Here is a 17,853-nt window from a genome sequence, read left to right as displayed (position 1 = left end):
GCCATGAACCCGCTTCAGAACCAGCGTATTTTGCTGATTGACGACATGCCCTCTATCCATGAGGCCTTTCACAAGATTCTCACGGCCACGCCGGCTTCGAGCGAACTGGACGACGCTGAGGCAGCCGTGTTTGGCCAGGTCGCGCCGCCTTCCTCGCCCGCCTGCTACGGCTTCGAACTGGACTCGGCCTACCAGGGGCTCGACGGGGTGGCCAAGGTCGAGGCCGCCGTTCAGGCCGGCCATCCTTATGCCATGGCCTTCGTGGACATGCGCATGCCCCCGGGCTGGGACGGTGTGGAAACGGTAGAGCGGCTCTGGCGCATCGACCCGCTGGTGCAGATCGTGATCTGCACGGCCTACTCCGACTACTCCTGGGAGGAAGTGCTGGCGCGGCTGGACGTGCGGGACCGCCTGCTGATTCTCAAGAAGCCGTTCGACATAATCGAGATCGGCCAGCTGGCCAGGACGCTGACCGTCAAATGGGAACTGGCGCGGCAAGCGGCGTTGCAGATGAACAGCCTGGAAGAGGCCGTGCAGGATCGCACCAAGGCCTTGCATGCCAGCGAATCGCAGTTGCGCAAGATCACGAACACCGTGCCGGCCTTGATTGCCTACATCGACTCGGAACAGCGCTTTCAGTTTCACAACCTGGCCTACGAAGAGGACTTTGGCCTGAAGTACGAGCAGATCCACGGCCGGACCCTGCGCGAGATGATGGGCGATGAGCTTTACGAAAAGGTGCGCAGCAAGGTCGAAGAAGCCTTGTCGGGTTACGCGGTGCAGTATGACCGCGTGCAGAAAAATGCGAATGGGCAGCTGCGCGACTACGTCATGAAGTACTTTCCGTGCTACGGCGAAGACAAGGATGAAGGCAAGGTGGTTGGCTTTTTCTCGCTAGGCAACGACGTGACGGAGTTCAAGCGCATTGACCGCATGAAGAGCGAGTTTTTCTCGACCGTCAGCCACGAGCTGCGCACGCCGCTCACCTCCATCCGCGGCTCGCTGAGCCTGCTTACCGGCGGCGTTGCCGGAGAACTCCCGGCCGTGGCCAAGAATCTTGCCGGTATTGCCAGCATTAACTGCGAACGCCTCATCAGGCTCATCAACGACATTCTTGACATTGAAAAAATCGAGTCCGGCAAGATGCGTTTTGAGTTGCAGCCGGTGGAACTGCAGCCCCTGCTGGCGCAGGCCCTGGCGGCCAATGAAGGCTTTGCAGGCCTGCACAACGTCAAGCTGGCACTCGATGCGCCGGCTGACGCGGTGGTGGTCAACGTCGACAGTGACCGCCTCACGCAGGTCATTACCAACCTGCTGTCCAATGCCGTGAAGTTTTCACCGCTGCAGACACCCGTTCAGGTCAGGCTACTGCGAGCCGATGGACGGGTGCGCGTCGAGGTCAATGACCATGGTTCGGGCATCCCGCAGGAGTTTCGCGAGCGCATCTTCCAGAAGTTCTTGCAGGCCGACTCGTCGGATACGCCAAAAAAAGGGGACACCGGCCTGGGTCTGAGCATTTCACAAGCCATCATTGAACGCATGGGCGGCCGCATGGGCTTGAGTTCCGAGGTCGGCGCCGGGACGACCTTCTTTTTTGAGCTGCCCGAATGGCAACCCATCAAGTCTGTCGTGGCAAGCACAGGCACCATCACGGCAGGCCACACGCCTCCCAGACCGCGCAGCTGATCGGCATGATGCTCGACAAGGGGAGCTTTGACGCCGACATGGTGCACAGCGCGGCGCAGGCACTGGAGCTGTTGGCGATCCAGGCCTACGCCGCCATGATGGTGGACCTGAGACTGACGACCGTGCGGGACAACCTGCGACATGCCTCGATTTCGACGGCGTCAATTTACTTGCACGGCGATGAGGTCAAGCGAGCGAGGCAGATGGGCGCTGCTTTCGCGGCGCCGGCTCGGGAGTGACGCGTTCAGCAAAAGCGTACCAATGCACGAAAGGACGATCCCTTTGATTTCTGGCACGCGGCTTCGAATTCTTGTGAGTACCTCAGACTGATCTCCGAGGGTTTGCCCTATGTTCAAAGCGCTACGATTTGCACCGAAACCGAGATCACCCCTGACATGACGGTGTCAGTAGGGGATGGTAGTCTCAGCGAACTCTTACCAATCAAGAAGAAATCATGAAACTCAAATCACTTTCAGACATCCCTGCCTTTGGCGGCATGGAGTTTTCGACGTTCAAACTCAAGCACGGTGTTTCTGAATCCGAGTTATTCGCGGCCGTAGACAAAATGGTCGAAGGCCTCTACTCAACCGAAGAAGGGTTTTTGGGTCATACGTTGCTAAAGGGGATGGACGACACCTATGTCGATGTTGTTTTTGCTACCAGCCAGTCTCGGGCGGCTGAATTGTGCGCCAAATGGGGTGCCGGTCCATTCGCCCCGGCTTGCCTCTCCTACTTGGAGAAGATTGAAGAAGGCTCAGCCAAACTTGCATTCTTCCAACGTATCAAGTAATACGGTTAACCCATCAGTCAAGAGTCGACCGCCTCCGGCATCGGCTTATTTTCAATGCTCGCGGTAGTTTGCAGGAGGCTTTGTGATAACTCTTGACCAATGGCTCTTCACCCTGACGTTTGTCGCCGCACTCGGCTGCGGGCTGGTGGCCGGGATTTTCTTTGCCTTTTCGGCCTTTGTGATGAAGGCCCTCTCTCGCCTTCCCGCTGGCGAGGGCATGGCCGCCATGCAGTCCATCAACGTCGCCGTGCTGAATCCGTGGTTCATGGCGGCTTTCATGGGGACGGCCGTGTTGTGCGTCCTGGCTTTGATCGCTTCGCTGCTGCGCTGGCACGAGGCGGGTGCCATTTACCTGTTCACTGGCAGCTTGCTTTACCTCGTCGGCTGCCTGCTGGTGACGATTGTCTTCAACGTGCCCAGAAACGAAGCACTGGCCCGGGTTGTGCCGGCCAGCCCCGACAGTGCCAGCCTGTGGGCCGGCTACGTGAGTAGCTGGACGGCCTGGAACCACGCCCGGACCGCCGCGTCGCTGGTGGCAGCGGCATTCCTCACCATCGCGCTGCGCCACTGAGCATGACCAGCAGCAGCCCCGCTTACGTCGACTTCGTGATGGAACAGTTGGCGCCCATCAAGAACCTGGCTTGCGGCCGCTTCTTTGGCGGCATGGGCCTGAGCGCCGACTCGACCCAGTTCGCCATGCTCATGGGCAATTCGCTTTACTTCGTGGTGGATGCCAGCACGCGCGCCCGGTACGAGAAGATGGGCAGCCCCTGCTTTGGCTACAACACCAAAAAAGGCCGGGTCGAGGTTAAAAAGTACTTCCAGGTGCCCGGGGAGCTGCTCGAAGACCCGTCAACGCTGGTGGCCCTGGCAATGGAGTCGATTGAAGTGGCGCGCAAGCTCAAGAAGCCGGGTAAAAAATCAGTCTGAAAATTAGCTATTAAATTGATAGCTGCCTGCGCATATTCTGCACTGGCTACAGGCCGCTTTCCTATGACTCAGCAGCCCGAAAGTAGTGCGACATACCTTGTCATCCTGAGCGCAGCGAAGGATCTCGGTATGCTGGCAAGATTCTTCGCGTTGCTCAGAATGACAGCATGGGCGGCGTCGCCTTCACTACGGACTGCTGAGTAAAAACCGACCTGCAACTGCGCGCCAAACACCTCAAGCCGCGCGCAAAGCCTGCTTGAGCTGCTGCCCAATTTCCGGCTTGTCGGCAAACGGGTCGGTCGGGTTGCGGGCCTGCAGCACGTCTTCGAGCCGGGTCTGCACCGAGTGGATGGCCTTGGGGTGGCTGTAGATGTAGAACTGGTTGCTGGCGATGGCGTCAAACACCAGCTGCGCCACATCGGCGGCCGTGACCTTGCCGGAACCCACGGCCTTGCCGGTCATGGCCTGCTGGATGAGCTGGCTTTTGGTGGGTTTGCAGGTGGCCAGTTCGGCCGGGCGGTTGCGGTGGCTCTGGCCGATGCCGGTGGCGACAAAAAACGGGCACAGCACCGAGGCGCCAATCTGGTTGGTCACCAGCGCCAGGTCCTGGTACAGGGTTTCGCTCAAGGAGACCACGGCGTGCTTGCTGACGTTGTAAACCCCCATGTTGGGCGGGTTTACCAGGCCGGCCATGCTGGCGGTGTTGACGATGTGGCCCTGCCAGGCGGGGTCTTTGGCGGCAGCCACCAGCATCATGGGCGTGAAGATGCGCACGCCGTGCACCACCCCCATCACATTGACGCCCAGCACCCACTCCCAGTCCTTGACGGTGTTTTCCCAGATCAGGCCGCCGGAGCCGACGCCGGCGTTGTTGAAGACAAAATGCGGCGCACCAAAGCGCTCGAATACAGCCTGGCCCATGGCCTCCATCTGCGCCGCGTTGGACACATCGAGCTTGAATGACAGCACCGGCACGCCGGTGGCCTGGATTTCCGCGCTGGCCTGGTCCAGCGCGTCCTGCTGCACATCGACCAGCACCAGGTTCATGCCCAGCCTGGCGCCGATGCGGGCGCATTCGAGGCCGAAGCCGGAACCTGCGCCGGTCAGAACGGCTGTCTTGCCTTTGAAATTCGTGATCATCCATGTCTCCAAAAATTAAGCGGGGCGCAGCATTTCGATGTGGTCAATGCCGTCTTCGACATAGGGCTTGCCCATATCGGTGAATCCATGCTGCTGGTAAAAGCTTTCGAGCCGGGCCTGCGCACCAATCCTGATGGGCTGCGAGCCCCAATGCCCCGCGGTGCGCTGGATGGCTTCGCGTATCAAGAGATGGCCCGCTCCTGTGCCTCGCACGCTGGCATGGGTGACCACGCGGCCTATGCTGGCCTCTGCATATTTCACGCCGGCCGCAAAGCAGCGGGCGTAGGCCACCAGCCGGCCCGCTACCGTGCCCAGCAAATGCATGGCTTGTGCATCGGTGCCATCCATGTCCTGAAAGATGCAGGCCTGCTCGATTACAAACACCTCGCTACGAAGCTGCAGCACGCCGTAAAGCTCCCGGGTTGTCAGCGCATCAAAGGGAACAAACCGCCACGTGATGTCGCTCATGCTTGCGCTGCTGCCTTCAGGCAATAGCCAATACGCGGAAAGTGCACATGCACCGTGCCGGCGCGCGGGTCGGTGCGGCGCAGCGTGTAGTGCATGCGGGTGGCGGCAATCAGCTCGCCTTCCGACGGTTCGGGGCCAAAGCTTTCGCCGCTGATGCTGACGCGACTGCCCAGCGGGATGCCGTGCTCGTCCTGGAAGATATCGTCATGCAGGTCGGCGGGGGTGGAGGCCGCGGCGATCGCAATGGCGTCGGTGGAATTGAATTGCTCCATGCTGCCATGCCCGATGGCAGCCATGCTGTCCATCCAGTTGAGCACGTCGGGCACGTTGTCCAGGATGTCGGCCAGCACCGAGGTGCGCACCCGCGTGAACCACAGCGGGTGGTAGGCCGCAAAGTCGGCGACGGTGGGTGCATCGCCCAGCAAAAACGGCCGGCCGTGCAGCATGTCGGACAGGCGGCGCAGGTAAGACCGGTAGGCGGCCGCCGCATCGGCCGGACGCAGCCGCACCATGCCGGCGCCCATGGCTTTGCGGTCTTCGCCAAACGCCCTCGCCGCCTCGGGCGGCAGGTCGCCGAACATCTGGGCCACGCCCTTGGGCTGCAGGTTGAAAGCCATGGCGGTCCAGAACAGCGTGGTGTCGGCCCAGTGCGCCAGCGTGCGCTCCAGGCCTTTGCCGGGGGCGGGGTACAGCGAGGGCGTGGGCTGGAGGTGCTCCAGCACGTCGCAAATCAGCGCCGTGTCGCAGTAAATGTCGGCGCCGATCTGCAGCACCGGTGTTTTGCGGTAGCCGCCCGTCAGCGCCACCATATCGGGTTTGGGCATGATCATCGGGATGATGACCGACTTCCAGCTCAGGTTTTTGTAGCCCAGGATCAGGCGGATTTTCTCGGCAAACGGCGAGGTTGGGTAGTGGTGAAGAATCAGGTCAGCCATAGGTGTTTCTTTCTGTCTCTTTCTTTTTAATGGGGCATAGCCCTGGCAATGATGCTGTCGAAATCGGTGCCTGCGCCCAGCGTGCCGAAGGCCTGGCCCCAGTTTCCGGCCAGGCGCGAATCGCAAAAGGCGCTGAACACGGCCGCCGGTGCGCTCTGGTGCAGCAAGGCGGCCTGCACGGCCAGCGCCACGTCCTGCGCCAGGCGGCGGGCTTCGACTTCGGTGGCCATGTCTTCGACACGGGCCGGCAGCGCGGCGGCCAGCCGGTCCAGTGCGGGATGTGCACCCTTGGCAGGCGACAGCTCCTGAGCCAGCGCCGCAACCACATCGGCCGTGCGCAAGGCACGCAGCAGGTCCAGCGCCATGATGTTGCCCGCGCCCTCCCAGATCGAGTTGACCGGCATCTCACGGTAGATGCGGGCCATGATGCCCTCGCCGCCCTCTTCCACATAGCCGTTGCCGCCCAGGCATTCCATGGCCTCTTGCGCGAAATGGCTGCCGCGCTTGCAGATCCAGAACTTGGCGATGGGCGTGAGCAGCCGCGCCATCACGGCTTCCTGCGCATCGCCGGTTTTGTCGAAGGCACGGGCCAGGCGTATCGCCAGCGCAGTCGCCGCTTCGGACTCCAGCGCCAGGTCGGCCAGCACATTGCGCATCAGCGGCTGCGCTATCAGGCGCTTGCCGAAGGCCTGGCGCTGCGAGGTGTGGTTCAGCGCAATGGCGAGCGCCTGGCGCATCAGGCCGCTGGTGCCCAGAGCGCAGTCCAGGCGCGTCATCGTGCCCATCTCCAGGATTTGCGAAACGCCGCGGCCCTCGTCGCCGACCAGCCAAGCCGTCGCCTGATGGAACTCGACTTCGGAGCTGGCATTGGCCTTGTTGCCGAGCTTGTCCTTGAGGCGCTGGATGCGGATGGCGTTCAGGCTGCCGTCGGGCAAAACGCGCGGCAGGAAGAAGCAGGTCAGGCCCGCCGGCGTCTGCGCGAGCACCAGGAAGGCGTCGCACATGGGCGCCGAGACAAACCATTTGTGGCCCGTGAGGCGGTAGCGCTGGCCCCAGGCGTCGCTGCCGTCCGCCACGGCTTGGGTGGTGTTGGCCCGCACATCGGAGCCGCCCTGCTTCTCGGTCATGCCCATGCCCATGGTCAGGCCCGGTTTGTCGCGCCAGAGTTTCAGTGCCGGGTCGTAGGCGCGGCTCATGAGCTTGGGGCCCCAGTCGGCGTAGATGGCAGCGTTGCTGCGCAGCGCGGGCGTGACGGCATAGGTCATGGAGATCGGGCAAAGCGTCGACGGTTCGAGCTCGGTGAACAGCATGAAGCCTGCCGCGCGCAGCGTATGCGGGGAAGAGCCCTCACCCCTGCCCTCTCCCAGCGGGAGAGGGAGTAAAGATATTTCGCCTGCGGCAGTCCCCTCTCCGCTTGGGAGAGGATGATCTGTTCCCTCTCCCCTTGGGAGAGGGTTAGGGTGAGGGCTTCCCCAAGGCGTGCCGTGCAGGCCGGCCTCGATCGCAAGCTTCATGAGCACGTGATAACTGGGATGAAACTCCACTTGATCCACACGCCGGCCAAAGCGGTCGTGGCTGTGCAACTGCGGCGTGTGCACATTGGCCAGCCGCGCGTGGGTTTGCATGTCCGCGCTGCCGAGCACAGTACCTAGCGCGACGAGTTCGGCCGTGTCGAGCTGGGGCGCGTTGAACTTCAGCGCATCGCGCAGCGGCCGGTTGGTTTCGAACAGGTTGTAGCCGGCCAGCGGCGCGGGCTGGTTGAAGACTTCATGGGTAAGGTCCATGGCGGCCTCCTGCTATGGCTCAGACCAGTTTAACCAGTTGCTTGCCGAAGTTCTTGCCTTTCAGCAGGCCGAGAAAGGCTTCCGGTGCGGCGGCAATGCCCTGCGCCACCGATTCACGCGGCCGCAGCTTGCCGGTGGCGACCAGGGTGCCCAGTTCCTGCAGCGCCTGCGGCCAGACTTCCATGTGTTCGCTGACGATGAAGCCTTGTACCTTGAGGCGGTTGGTCAGGATCAGCGCCGGGTAGGCCAGCGGCAACGGCTGACCGTCGTAGCCGGCAATCATGCCGCACAGCGCGATGTGGCCAAAATCGTTCATGCACGGCAGCACCGCGTCCAGCACCATGCCGCCCACGTTCTCGAAGTAACCGTCGATGCCGTCGGGGCAGGCTTCCTTGAGTGCCTTGGACAGCGACGCTGCGTCCTTGTGCTGCTTGTAGTCGATGCAGGCGTCAAAGCCCAGCTCTTCGACCGCGTACTTGCATTTGTCCGGCCCGCCGGCAATGCCGACTGCGCGGCAGCCGCGCACCTTGGCCAGCACGCCAAACGCGCTGCCGACTGCGCCGGTGGCCGCGCTGACCACCAGGGTCTGGCCGGGATGGGGTTCGATGATTTTGACCAGGCCATACCAGGCCGTGACGCCCGGCATGCCGACCGCGCCGAGGTAGTGGCTCAGCGGCACGTGCGTGGTGTCGACCTTGCGCAAGGCGCCGGGCGGCTCGACATTGACCACGCTGTATTCCTGCCAGCCGCCCATGCCCACCACCTTGTCACCGACCTGGAACTTGGGCGAGCGGCTTTCCACCACTTCGCCGGCCGTGCCGCCCTGCATCACCTGGCCCAGCGGCTGCGGCGCCGCATAACTCTTGGCGTCGTTCATGCGGCCGCGCATGTAGGGGTCCAGGCTCAGGTAGTGGTGGCGCACCAGCACCTGGCCCTCGGCCAGCGCCGGGGTGTCGCTGCTGAGCAGCTTGAAATTGCTGGCCGTGGCTTCGCCCTGGGGGCGGTTATCCAGAATGATTTGTTGGTTGCGGGGCATGTGGCTCTCCTGATGATCAGCGGAAATCCGCTATTGATTTGATAGCTGTCGGCGCACATTCAACAAGGGCCAGAGCCTCAAATGACTTGAAAGATGCGCTCAGTCGGTCGAAATCGGGTTCAAGGGCGCGTTCAGGGCATTGGCGCTTTTCACCCCGGTGGGAAGCCGCTTGACGTATTTGAAGGTGCCGGTCGAGTGCGCGCAGGCACGTCCCTGGGCGTCATACAGCGTGGCTTCGGTAAAGGCCAGCGTGGCCGTGCGGTGCATGAGCCGGCCCTTGCCGGTGAGCTTGCCGCCATTGCCCGGTGCGGGCTGCATAAAGCTGGTTTTCATCTCGATGGTGACCACCCCCATGTCTTTTTGCACACTGCGCGCGGCCACCGCCATGGTCACATCGAGCAGCGTCATGCAGGCACCGCCGTGCGTCACGGCAAAGGAGTTGAGGTGCTCGGGCTGGGGCGTGTAGCCAATGGCAGACGCCCCGCCTTCAAACAGTTCCAGTTCAAAGCCAAGGTGGGTGACGAAGGGAATCTCGGCGCCGAAGTTCATCACGGGCTCCCAGCTCATCCGCCGGTGACCACAGATACACCACCGTCCACTGCCAGCCACTGGCCGGTGATGTGCTTGCCCGCGTCAGATGCGTACAGCACGCACAGGCCTTTGAGGTCCTCGTCATCGCCCAGACGGCGCAGCGGGGCGTGGGCGGCGAGTTTTTCTTCGCCAAGGGTCTTGAGCGTGCCCTGCGTCATCTTGCTCGGGAAGAAGCCGGGGCAGATGGCGTTGACGGTGATGTTGTACTTGCCCCATTCGCAGCCCAGCGCGCGGGTGAAGTTGACGACGGCGCCCTTGGAGGTGTTGTAGGCCACCGTGGTCATCTCGGGCGGGTTGCCGCCGAGGCCGGCGATGGAGGCAATGTTGATGATGCGGCCGGACTGGCGCGGAATCATGCTGTGTTTGGCGATGTGCTGCGAGAGGATGAAGTAGCCGCGGATGTTGAGGTTCATCACCTTGTCCCAGGCTTCCACCGGGTGGTCTTCGGCCGGGGCGCCCCAGGCCGCGCCGGCGTTGTTCACCAGGATATCGACATGGCCCAGCCGCTTGATGGCTTCGTCGGCCAGCGCACGAATATCCGCTTCCTTGGAGCAGTCGGCGGCAATCCAGTCGGCATCAATGCCTGCCGCTTTCAGCTCGGCCACGGATTCCTGCAGGTCTTCGGCCTTGCGCGAGCTCAGCATGATTTTGGCGCCGGCTTCACCCAGGGCCTGCGCCAGCTGCAGGCCCAGGCCGCGCGAGCCACCGGTCACGAGTGCGGTTTTCCCTTTGAGGTCGAACAGTTGCGAAATGGTGCGAGTCATGAGGGTTTCCTTAAATTTGATGATCCATGCACTGGCGCTTCATCAGCGCATTCAAGCCCTGATTTTGCAACGGCGACTTTAAACCTGAGTGTCTCCGGCGTGATATGGGTGCTTGGATCATGGCTCGACCTTCATTCTTGAGCGTACATAGATCAGGACAAATCCAAGCGCAGCGACCAGAGCGCCGCCCACCACCAGGGGCCAGCCCAGAGCTTCATCGGTGCGCTGCACCGACAGGCCCAGGATGAGCGTCAGCAAGCCGCCATAAATCAGGACCCAGATGAGGGCCTGCAGGCGCGCCACGAATTTGTTGGAGACGGTGCCGGATGATGGTTTGAAAAAAGCCATTAAAACGCCTCTTCAGGCAAGCTGGCGCAAGTCAGGTCGCGGGTTTCAACCACCTTGAGCCAGGCATTGATCTTGGGCAATTCGTAATGATAAAAATACTGCATGGCCCCCAGTTTACCTGCGGTGGCAGCTATTGATTTTGTAGCGTCTTCTTTCAGGGCGGCGCAGGCCACATCCAGCCAGATCCAGGCCAGGACGGTATGGCCAAAACCCTGCATGTAGGGCACGGCATTGGCCAGCGCATCGGTCGGGTTGCCGGTGGCCCAGGCGGCCTTGGTGGCCGCGCCCACGTGGTGCAAGACCTTGTCCAGCGCGCTGGCGTGCGCAGCGAGTTCGGGCAGCTGGATGGCACGCTCAATCGTCGCGCTGATGCGCTGTGCCAGCAGCCGCAGCCCCTTGCCCTCTTCCATCAGAACCTTGCGGCCCAGCAGGTCCATGGCCTGGATGCCGTGCGTGCCTTCATGAATCATGTTCAGGCGGTTGTCGCGCCAGTACTGCTCGACCGGGAAATCGCGCGTATAGCCGTAGCCGCCATGGATCTGGATCGCCAGCGAGTTGGCCTCCAGGCACCATTCGCTGGGCCAGCTCTTGGCAATCGGCGTCAGCACCTCCAGCAGCAGGCGTGCGTCGTCGGCCGCCTTTGCGTCGCCGGTGCGCTGCTCGTCGACCAGCCGCGCGCAATAGAGTTCGAGTGCCAGCGCACCTTCGCAGTAAGATTTTTGCGCCAGCAGCATGCGTTTGATGTCGGCGTGCTCAATGATGCGGATGGGCGGCTGCGCCGGGTCTTTGCCATCGGGGCCGAGCGGGCGGCCCTGCGGACGGTTTTTGGCGTAATCCAGCGAGGCGTAATAACCGGCCATGCCCAGCATGGTGGCCGCCGTGCCCACGCCAATGCGCGCCTCGTTCATCATGTGGAACATGCAGCGCAGGCCTTCATGCGGCTTGCCCACCAGATAACCCACGGCGCCCGCCTTGCCATTCACCGGGTATTTGCCTTCGCCGAAATTGAGCAGCGTGTTGGTGGTGCCGCGCCAGCCGAGCTTGTGGTTCAAGCCCGCCAGCGCCACGTCATTCCTGGGGCCCAGCGTGACCTTCACGGTCGCGCTGCCGTCTCCTCCCTCTCCCCCTGGGAGAGGGCCGGGGTGAGGGCTTTCCAGGTTGACCAGCCATTTCGGCACGATGAACAGCGAAATGCCCCGCGTGCCCGGGATCAGTTTGCCGTCGGGCCCGGGAATCTTGGCCAGCACCAGGTGGATGATGTTTTCGGTCAGCTCATGCTCGCCCGCCGAAATCCACATCTTGTTGCCTTTGAGGCGGTAACGCGGGCCCAGCGGGTCGGCTTCGAAATCAGCGCCGTCCGGCACGGCCCGGGTCATGACGTCGCTGAGCGACGAGCCGGCCTGCGGCTCCGACAGGCACATGGTGCCCGAAAAGCGCCCCGAAAATTCGTTTTTTGCGAACACGTCCTTCTGGGCGTCGGTGCCGTGCACCATCAGCAAGTTGGCATTGCCGGTCGTCAGCATGCCCGAACCGATGCTGACCGAGGCCATGGCAAAAAAGGCATTGGCCGCGGCCTCTACCGTGTAGGGCAGCTGCATGCCGCCCATGGCATAGTCCTGTGCGGCGCTGAGCATGCCGGACTCGGCAAACGCCTTGTGCGCCTCATGCGTGGCCTGGGGCAGGATGACTTTCTCGCCGTCGAAATGCGGCTCCTGCGTGTCTACCGTGCGGTTGAACGGGGCGTACTTTTCGCGGGCGATGCGCTCGCAGGTGTCGAGCACCGCGTCAAAGGTCTCGCGTGAATGGTCGGCAAAACGCGCGCGCTGGTTCAGCGACTCGGCGCCCAGCCACTGGTACAGCAAAAAATCAAGGGTAGGCCTGAGGCTCATGGTGTGATGCGATCTCCAGCACTGGCATTATTTCGGGGTGTCTTGGGCAGGCACATTCGTGGGAAGCCTTGCAACCGTGCCCTGGGCCACGGCGCAGAGCTTTTCTTCGCCGTTCACCAGCACAAACACGTCGCAGCGGCAAACCGCTTGCGATTTGCCAGCATACACGGCCTGGGCACGCGCAATCAGCCTCTCGCCAATGGCCGGCCTGACGTAATTGATCTTGAATTCCGAGGTAACCACCGCCCAATCGAGCACCGTGCCACCTGCGTAGGTGAGCGCGTTGTCGGCCGCATAGCTGACCACTCCGCCGTGCACGAACCCGTTTTGCTGAAGGATTTTTTCGGCCACCGGAACATGCAGCTCGCAACGCCCCGGAGACAGCGCATGCAGCTCGGCACCAATCAGCATGCTGAAAGGCTGCAGGGCAAGAAACGCCTGCCCTTTCTGAAGGAGCAGGGCTTCATTCATAGCATTGCCAAGAGTAAAGGGAGCCTAGAGGATTTAAAAAACGAAAACTGCACTCAACCCACTGGTAGCGCAGAAACGCCAAGGTGTCTCGGAGTGCCATTTTTGTTCCCTTGCTAGTTCATCAATTTAGGAATGCGGTATTTCCGAACTGCAATTTTCCCCGTCTGCGTGGCGAATTGAATAGTTACCTCTCCTTCACGCTGCCAGCTCACCGTTAGGCCCCCTCCAGGCGGATAGCGGTGCAATCTCGATAAAGCCAGTTTGCTCCCAAGATTGATGTAATACAGCTCGCTTTCGCCACTTCCGTACTCAGGGTAACAACGAAGGACTGCCCGATTGCCAGAGGAATTGAAGACGGGGGCTTCGCAGCTATTGCCCGGGGTATCGGTCATTGCCCCTGTTCTTCTATTGATGAACATGAGGCCACTCCATTCGTATCCTTGGTAACTGAATATCCAATACCTTGACGACGGCTGCTCTTTCGCGAAAAAGTGTGCCGTCGAGTTGTCACCTTCTATCCAGCCATCCTGAATGACCAAGGTTTTCTTTTCAGTCCTGACAAGATAAGTTGGGCCATTTTTCTTGCACTCAGCCTTAACCTCAATGCCGGTGGGTAACCGGGCTCGCGATTTGCGAAATTCAGTGATGTTGGAGTCATAAAGGCCCCAACGACAGGCACTCATGCTTTCTTCTAACGGGTCCGCGTGCGCCACCGGCATGGCAGCCGCAGCGATGCACATAGTCAGCCACCGTCCCGCAGAACGCATGAGCATCGTTACTTAAAGGACTTCGAAAATGCCGGCCGCGCCCATGCCGCCGCCAATGCACATGGTCACGCAAACGCGCTTGGCGCCGCGGCGCTTGCCTTCGATCAGGGCGTGGCCCGTCAGGCGCTGGCCCGTCACGCCGTAGGGGTGGCCCACGGCGATGGCACCGCCATTGACGTTGAGTTTGTCCATGGGAATGCCCAGTTTGTCGGCGCAGTACAGCACCTGCACGGCAAACGCTTCGTTGAGTTCCCACAGGTCAATGTCGCTGACCTTCAGGCCCAGACGCGCCAGCACTTTGGGAATGGCGAACACCGGGCCAATGCCCATTTCGTCAGGCTCGCAGCCCGCGACGGCAAACCCGAGAAAACGGCCCAGCGGTTTCAAGCCTTTTTTCTCGGCCACTTTTTCGTCCATGACCACACAAGCGCCACCGCCGTCCGAGAACTGGCTGGCGTTGCCTGCGGCAATCACGCCGCCGGGAATGGCCGGTTTGATGCCGCTGATGCCTTCCTTGGTCGTGCCTTCGCGAATACCCTCGTCCTTGCTGACGGTGACCTGCTTGGTGGTCAGGCCCATCACGGGGTCGGCCACGCCGGCCGTCACGGTAATTGGCGCAATCTCGGCCTCGAACAGGCCGGCGGCGAGTGCCGCAGTGGCTTTTTGCTGGCTGAGAGCGCCGTATTCGTCCATGCGGTCACGGGAAATGCTGTAGCGCTTGGCAACCTGCTCGGCGGTCTGCAGCATGTTCCAGTAAATCTCGGGCTTGTTTTTGGCCAGCCAGTCTTCACGCATCATGTGGGTGTTCATCTCCTGCTGAACGCAGGAAATGCTCTCCACGCCGCCGGCGACGTAGATGTCGGCTTCGCCGGCGATCACGCGCTGGGCTCCCAGGGCAATGGCTTGCAGGCCCGATGAGCAAAAGCGGTTGACCGTGACGCCGGAGGTGGTGATCGGGCAGCCGGCGCGCAGCGCAATCTGGCGCGCAATGTTGGCGCCCGTCGCGCCTTCGGGCGTGGCGCAGCCCATGATCACGTCATCGACCTCGGCGGCTTCAATGCCGGCGCGCTGGATCGCGTGCTGCACGGCGTGGCCGCCCAGGGTGGCGCCGTGCGTCATGTTGAAAGAGCCCTTCCAGCTTTTGGCCAGGGGCGTACGGGCGGTAGAAACGATTACAGCTGATGTCATGTTCGGCTCCGGAATCTGTTACGTGGATTGGTTGAATGTCTTGCCTTCGGCGGCCAGCTTGGCCAGCAGCGGTGCGGGTTGCCAGAACCTGGCATCGTCCAGCGGGTTCTGCGCAAAGCGGTTCATGCTCTGCACCACGTTGAACAGACCCATCTGGTCGGCATACAGCATGGGGCCGCCGCGGTGGATCGGGAAGCCATAACCGGTCAGGTAAACCATGTCGATATCGCTGGCCTTGGAGGCAATGCCTTCTTCCAGGATGTGGGCGGCTTCATTGACCAGCGAGTAAACCAGGCGCTGAACGATTTCTTCGTCGGAAATCTTGCGCGGCGTGAGCCCCAAGTCGACACGGTGTTTCTCGATCATGCCCTCCACCAGCTGCGAAGGAATCGCATCGCGCTTGCCGGGCACATAGTCGTACCAGCCGGCGCCGGTCTTCTGGCCGTAGCGGCCCATTTCACACAGCAGGTCGGCGGTCTTGCTGTATTTCATGTTCGGCTTTTCCTGGTAGCGGCGCTTGCGGATGGCCCAGCCAATGTCGTTGCCGGCCAGGTCGCCCATGCGGAACGGGCCCATGGCAAAGCCGAACTTCTCAACCGCCTTGTCGACCTGGGCCGGCGTTGCGCCCTCTTCCAGCAAAAAGCCGGCCTGGCGGCTGTACTGTTCGATCATGCGGTTGCCGATAAAGCCGTCGCACACGCCCGAGACAACGGAAGTCTTCTTGATCTTCTTGCCCAGCGCCATGACGGTCGCCAGCACATCCTTGGCGGTTTTCTCGGCGCGCACCACTTCGAGCAGCTTCATCACGTTGGCCGGGCTGAAAAAGTGGGTGCCGATCACGTCTTGCGGGCGGCGGGTGAAGCTGGCGATCTGGTTCATGTCCAGCGTGGAGGTGTTGGACGCCAAAATGGCACCGGGCTTCATCACGCGGTCGAGTTCCTTGAAGACTTTTTCCTTGACGCCCATCTCTTCAAACACGGCCTCGATCACCATGTCGGCGTCCTTGAGGTCGTCGTAGCTCAGCGTGGTCGTCAAAAGGCTCATGCGCTGCTCGTACTTGTCCTGCTTGAGTTTGCCCTTTTTGACCTGCGCCTCGTAGTTTTTGCGGATGGTGGCAATGCCGCGGTCCAACGCTTCCTGCTTCATTTCCAGCATCTTGACCGGAATGCCCGCATTGAGGAAGTTCATGGCGATGCCGCCGCCCATGGTGCCGGCGCCAATCACGGCAATCGACTTGATCTCGCGTTTGGGGGTGTCTTCCGGCACATCCGGAATTTTGGAGGCGGCACGCTCGGCCATGAAAATGTGGCGCAGTGCGCGGCTTTCAGTGGTCCACATCAGGTTGATGAAGAGCTCGCGCTCAAACAGCATGCCGTCTTCAAACTTCTTCTTGGTGGCGGCTTCCACCGCGTCCACGCATTTGAGTGGGGCCGGGAAGTTTTTCGACATGCCCTTGACCATGTTGCGCGCGAACTGGAAGTAGGCATCCCCATTGGGGTGCTTGGCCTTCAGGTCGCGCACCAGGGGCAGCGGGCGGGCGTCGGCCACCGAGCGGGCAAAGACCAGGGCTTCTTCGGCCAGCGACTCGGGCGCGGCGGCCATTTTGTCAAACAGCTTTTGTCCGGGCAACTGGGCCAGCAGCTCACTCTTGACGGGCTCACCGCTCACGATCATGTTCAGCGCGGGTTCCACGCCCAGTGCGCGCGGCAGGCGTTGGGTGCCGCCGGCGCCGGGCAACAGGCCCAGCTTGACTTCAGGCAGCGCCACGCTGCAGCCCGGGGCCGCAATGCGGTAGTGGCAGCCCAGTGCCAATTCCAGGCCACCGCCCATGCAGACCGAGTGAATGGCCGCCACCACCGGCTTGGCAGAGTTTTCGACGGTCTGGATGACGCTCAGCAAATTGGGCTCGAACAGGGCTTTGGGGGTGCCAAATTCCTTGATGTCCGCGCCGCCGGAAAACGCCTTGCCGGCGCCGGTGATGACAATGGATTTGACCGCCGCATCGGCATTGGCTTTTTGCAGGCCGTCGGTGATGCCCAGACGCGTGGCATGGCCCAGACCATTGACGGGTGGGTTCTCCAGGGTGATTACCGCGACGGTGCCGTGGACTTGGTATTGCGCTGTCATGTGGATTTCTCTTTCCTTGAGTTACGTTTTCCGTTGGTCGGCACAGCCCGTTGCAGGCTGCTGAAACAAGTCAAAGCAAAATAGTACGACCGTTCGTTTTCTCATTGTAGAGGGCTTGGACTACTGTGCAAGCCCAGTTTGTCTCTGCCGTGACAAGCGCCCCACTGCCAACCGGCCCCGGACCAAGTCCGGGGTTGCATCCGGGGTTGCAGCTACCTACACCTCCAGCCACTCCTTGCGGGTGTAGGCGTCGGCACGCAGGCTGTCCGGCGTGCCTTGAAACACAATGCTGCCATGCCCCATGACCAGGGCCCGGTCGGAAATCGCCATGGCAATGGTCAGCTTTTGTTCAATCAGCAGCACCGAGATGCCCTTGGCCTTCAGTGTTTGAAGGTACTGCCCGACCAGCTCGACAATTTTTGGCGCCAGCCCTTCGGTCGGCTCGTCGATGATGATCAGGTCCGGGTCACCCATCAGCGTACGGCACAGCGTGAGCATTTGCTGCTCGCCGCCCGAAAGCACGCCGGCTTCGGTGTGCTGGCGCTCTTTCAGGCGCGGGAACATCTGGTACATGTCGTCGAACGACCAGCGGCTGCCTTTGCCCGAGCCTTTTTGGCCGAGCAGCAGGTTCTGGTGCACCGTGAGCTTGGGGAAGATGTCGCGGTTCTCGGGCACGTAGCCCAGCCCCATATGGGCAATTTCATAGGCTTTTTTGCCCATGATCTCCTGGCCCTTCCAGTGCAGCGAACCCTGGCAGTCCACCATGCCCATGATGGCCTTGGCCGTGGTCGAGCGGCCCGAGCCGTTGCGCCCCAGCAGGGCGACGATTTCGCCGGGGTTCACCTCGAAGTGCACGCCATGCAGCACATGGCTCTTGCCGTAGAAGGCGTGGAGGTTTTCGATTTTCAACATGTAAGGCTCCGACGGGCCGCGCCTAGG

19 protein-coding genes are annotated in these 17,853 nt (G+C 61.7%); 5 read left to right on the top strand and 14 right to left on the bottom strand.

Annotated elements, in window-relative coordinates:
- The 5 genes from V6M61_RS17380 to V6M61_RS17365 form a co-directional block, all read left to right on the top strand.
- On the top strand, positions 1-1,686 hold a 1,686-nt coding region (locus V6M61_RS17380; RefSeq protein ID WP_442957801.1), incomplete at its 5' end, for an ATP-binding protein.
- Positions 1,687-1,691: 5 nt separating this feature from the next.
- Positions 1,692-1,925, top strand: a complete 234-nt coding sequence (locus V6M61_RS21060) for a hypothetical protein (protein ID WP_442957804.1) — start codon at positions 1,692-1,694, stop codon at positions 1,923-1,925.
- A 215-nt stretch (positions 1,926-2,140) separates the two neighbouring features.
- Positions 2,141-2,476: a hypothetical protein gene (locus tag V6M61_RS17375; RefSeq protein WP_332777840.1), complete on the top strand. Its 336-nt coding sequence runs from the start codon at positions 2,141-2,143 to the stop codon at positions 2,474-2,476.
- Between the two features lie 82 nt (positions 2,477-2,558).
- A complete protein-coding gene (locus V6M61_RS17370; protein WP_332777839.1) occupies positions 2,559-3,047 on the top strand; it encodes an anthrone oxygenase family protein in 489 nt (162 codons plus the stop codon).
- 2 nt (positions 3,048-3,049) lie between these two features.
- Positions 3,050-3,406, top strand: coding sequence for a TfoX/Sxy family protein (locus tag V6M61_RS17365; protein ID WP_332777838.1), 357 nt, complete (start codon positions 3,050-3,052; stop codon positions 3,404-3,406).
- Between the two features lie 234 nt (positions 3,407-3,640).
- On the opposite strand, the gene V6M61_RS17360 is transcribed toward V6M61_RS17365, so the two are convergent.
- The 14 genes from V6M61_RS17360 to V6M61_RS17295 all read right to left on the bottom strand — a co-directional run bounded on the left by V6M61_RS17360 (position 3,641) and on the right by V6M61_RS17295 (position 17,826).
- Positions 3,641-4,546 (bottom strand): SDR family oxidoreductase, encoded by a 906-nt coding sequence (locus V6M61_RS17360; protein WP_332777837.1) that lies wholly within the window; start codon positions 4,544-4,546, stop codon positions 3,641-3,643.
- Positions 4,547-4,561: 15 nt separating this feature from the next.
- Positions 4,562-5,014, bottom strand: coding sequence for a GNAT family N-acetyltransferase (locus V6M61_RS17355; RefSeq protein WP_332777836.1), 453 nt, complete (start codon positions 5,012-5,014; stop codon positions 4,562-4,564).
- On the bottom strand, positions 5,011-5,949 hold the full coding sequence (locus V6M61_RS17350) for a glutathione S-transferase family protein (RefSeq protein WP_332777835.1): 939 nt from the start codon (positions 5,947-5,949) through the stop codon (positions 5,011-5,013). The genes V6M61_RS17355 and V6M61_RS17350 overlap by 4 nt, the downstream gene beginning before the upstream one ends.
- A gap of 26 nt (positions 5,950-5,975) precedes the next feature.
- Complete coding sequence (locus V6M61_RS17345; protein WP_332777834.1) at positions 5,976-7,733, bottom strand: acyl-CoA dehydrogenase family protein; 1,758 nt, start codon at positions 7,731-7,733, stop codon at positions 5,976-5,978.
- A gap of 19 nt (positions 7,734-7,752) precedes the next feature.
- Positions 7,753-8,769: an NADP-dependent oxidoreductase gene (locus V6M61_RS17340; RefSeq protein ID WP_332777833.1), complete on the bottom strand. Its 1,017-nt coding sequence runs from the start codon at positions 8,767-8,769 to the stop codon at positions 7,753-7,755.
- Between the two features lie 99 nt (positions 8,770-8,868).
- Positions 8,869-9,336 carry a PaaI family thioesterase gene (locus V6M61_RS17335; protein WP_332777832.1) on the bottom strand — a complete coding sequence of 156 codons (468 nt, stop codon included), beginning with the start codon at positions 9,334-9,336 and terminating at the stop codon, positions 8,869-8,871.
- On the bottom strand, positions 9,333-10,124 hold the full coding sequence (locus V6M61_RS17330) for an SDR family oxidoreductase (protein WP_332777831.1): 792 nt from the start codon (positions 10,122-10,124) through the stop codon (positions 9,333-9,335). The genes V6M61_RS17335 and V6M61_RS17330 overlap by 4 nt, the downstream gene beginning before the upstream one ends.
- Positions 10,125-10,241: 117 nt before the next feature.
- Positions 10,242-10,472, bottom strand: a complete 231-nt coding sequence (locus V6M61_RS17325) for a hypothetical protein (protein WP_332777830.1) — start codon at positions 10,470-10,472, stop codon at positions 10,242-10,244.
- Entirely contained in the window at positions 10,472-12,361 is a 1,890-nt protein-coding gene (locus tag V6M61_RS17320) for an acyl-CoA dehydrogenase (protein WP_332777829.1), read from the bottom strand. Before V6M61_RS17320 ends, V6M61_RS17325 begins: the two co-directional genes overlap by 1 nt.
- 27 nt (positions 12,362-12,388) lie before the next feature.
- Positions 12,389-12,832, bottom strand: a complete 444-nt coding sequence (locus V6M61_RS17315; RefSeq protein ID WP_332777828.1) for a PaaI family thioesterase — start codon at positions 12,830-12,832, stop codon at positions 12,389-12,391.
- 113 nt (positions 12,833-12,945) lie between these two features.
- The gene (locus tag V6M61_RS17310; protein WP_332777827.1) at positions 12,946-13,515 is read right to left on the bottom strand and encodes a hypothetical protein; all 570 of its coding nucleotides are present in this window, start codon (positions 13,513-13,515) and stop codon (positions 12,946-12,948) included.
- A 96-nt stretch (positions 13,516-13,611) separates the two neighbouring features.
- The gene (locus V6M61_RS17305) at positions 13,612-14,787 is read right to left on the bottom strand and encodes an acetyl-CoA C-acyltransferase (protein WP_332777826.1); all 1,176 of its coding nucleotides are present in this window, start codon (positions 14,785-14,787) and stop codon (positions 13,612-13,614) included.
- Positions 14,788-14,805: 18 nt separating this feature from the next.
- Positions 14,806-16,914: a 3-hydroxyacyl-CoA dehydrogenase NAD-binding domain-containing protein gene (locus V6M61_RS17300; protein WP_332777825.1), complete on the bottom strand. Its 2,109-nt coding sequence runs from the start codon at positions 16,912-16,914 to the stop codon at positions 14,806-14,808.
- 216 nt (positions 16,915-17,130) lie between these two features.
- Entirely contained in the window at positions 17,131-17,826 is a 696-nt protein-coding gene (locus tag V6M61_RS17295; protein ID WP_332777824.1) for an ABC transporter ATP-binding protein, read from the bottom strand.
- Positions 17,827-17,853: the final 27 nt, after the last annotated feature.

It is taken from the genome of Polaromonas sp. (assembly GCF_036676035.1).
Classification (GTDB): domain Bacteria; phylum Pseudomonadota; class Gammaproteobacteria; order Burkholderiales; family Burkholderiaceae_C; genus Polaromonas.
This window is presented reverse-complemented; position numbering and strand designations above follow the sequence as displayed.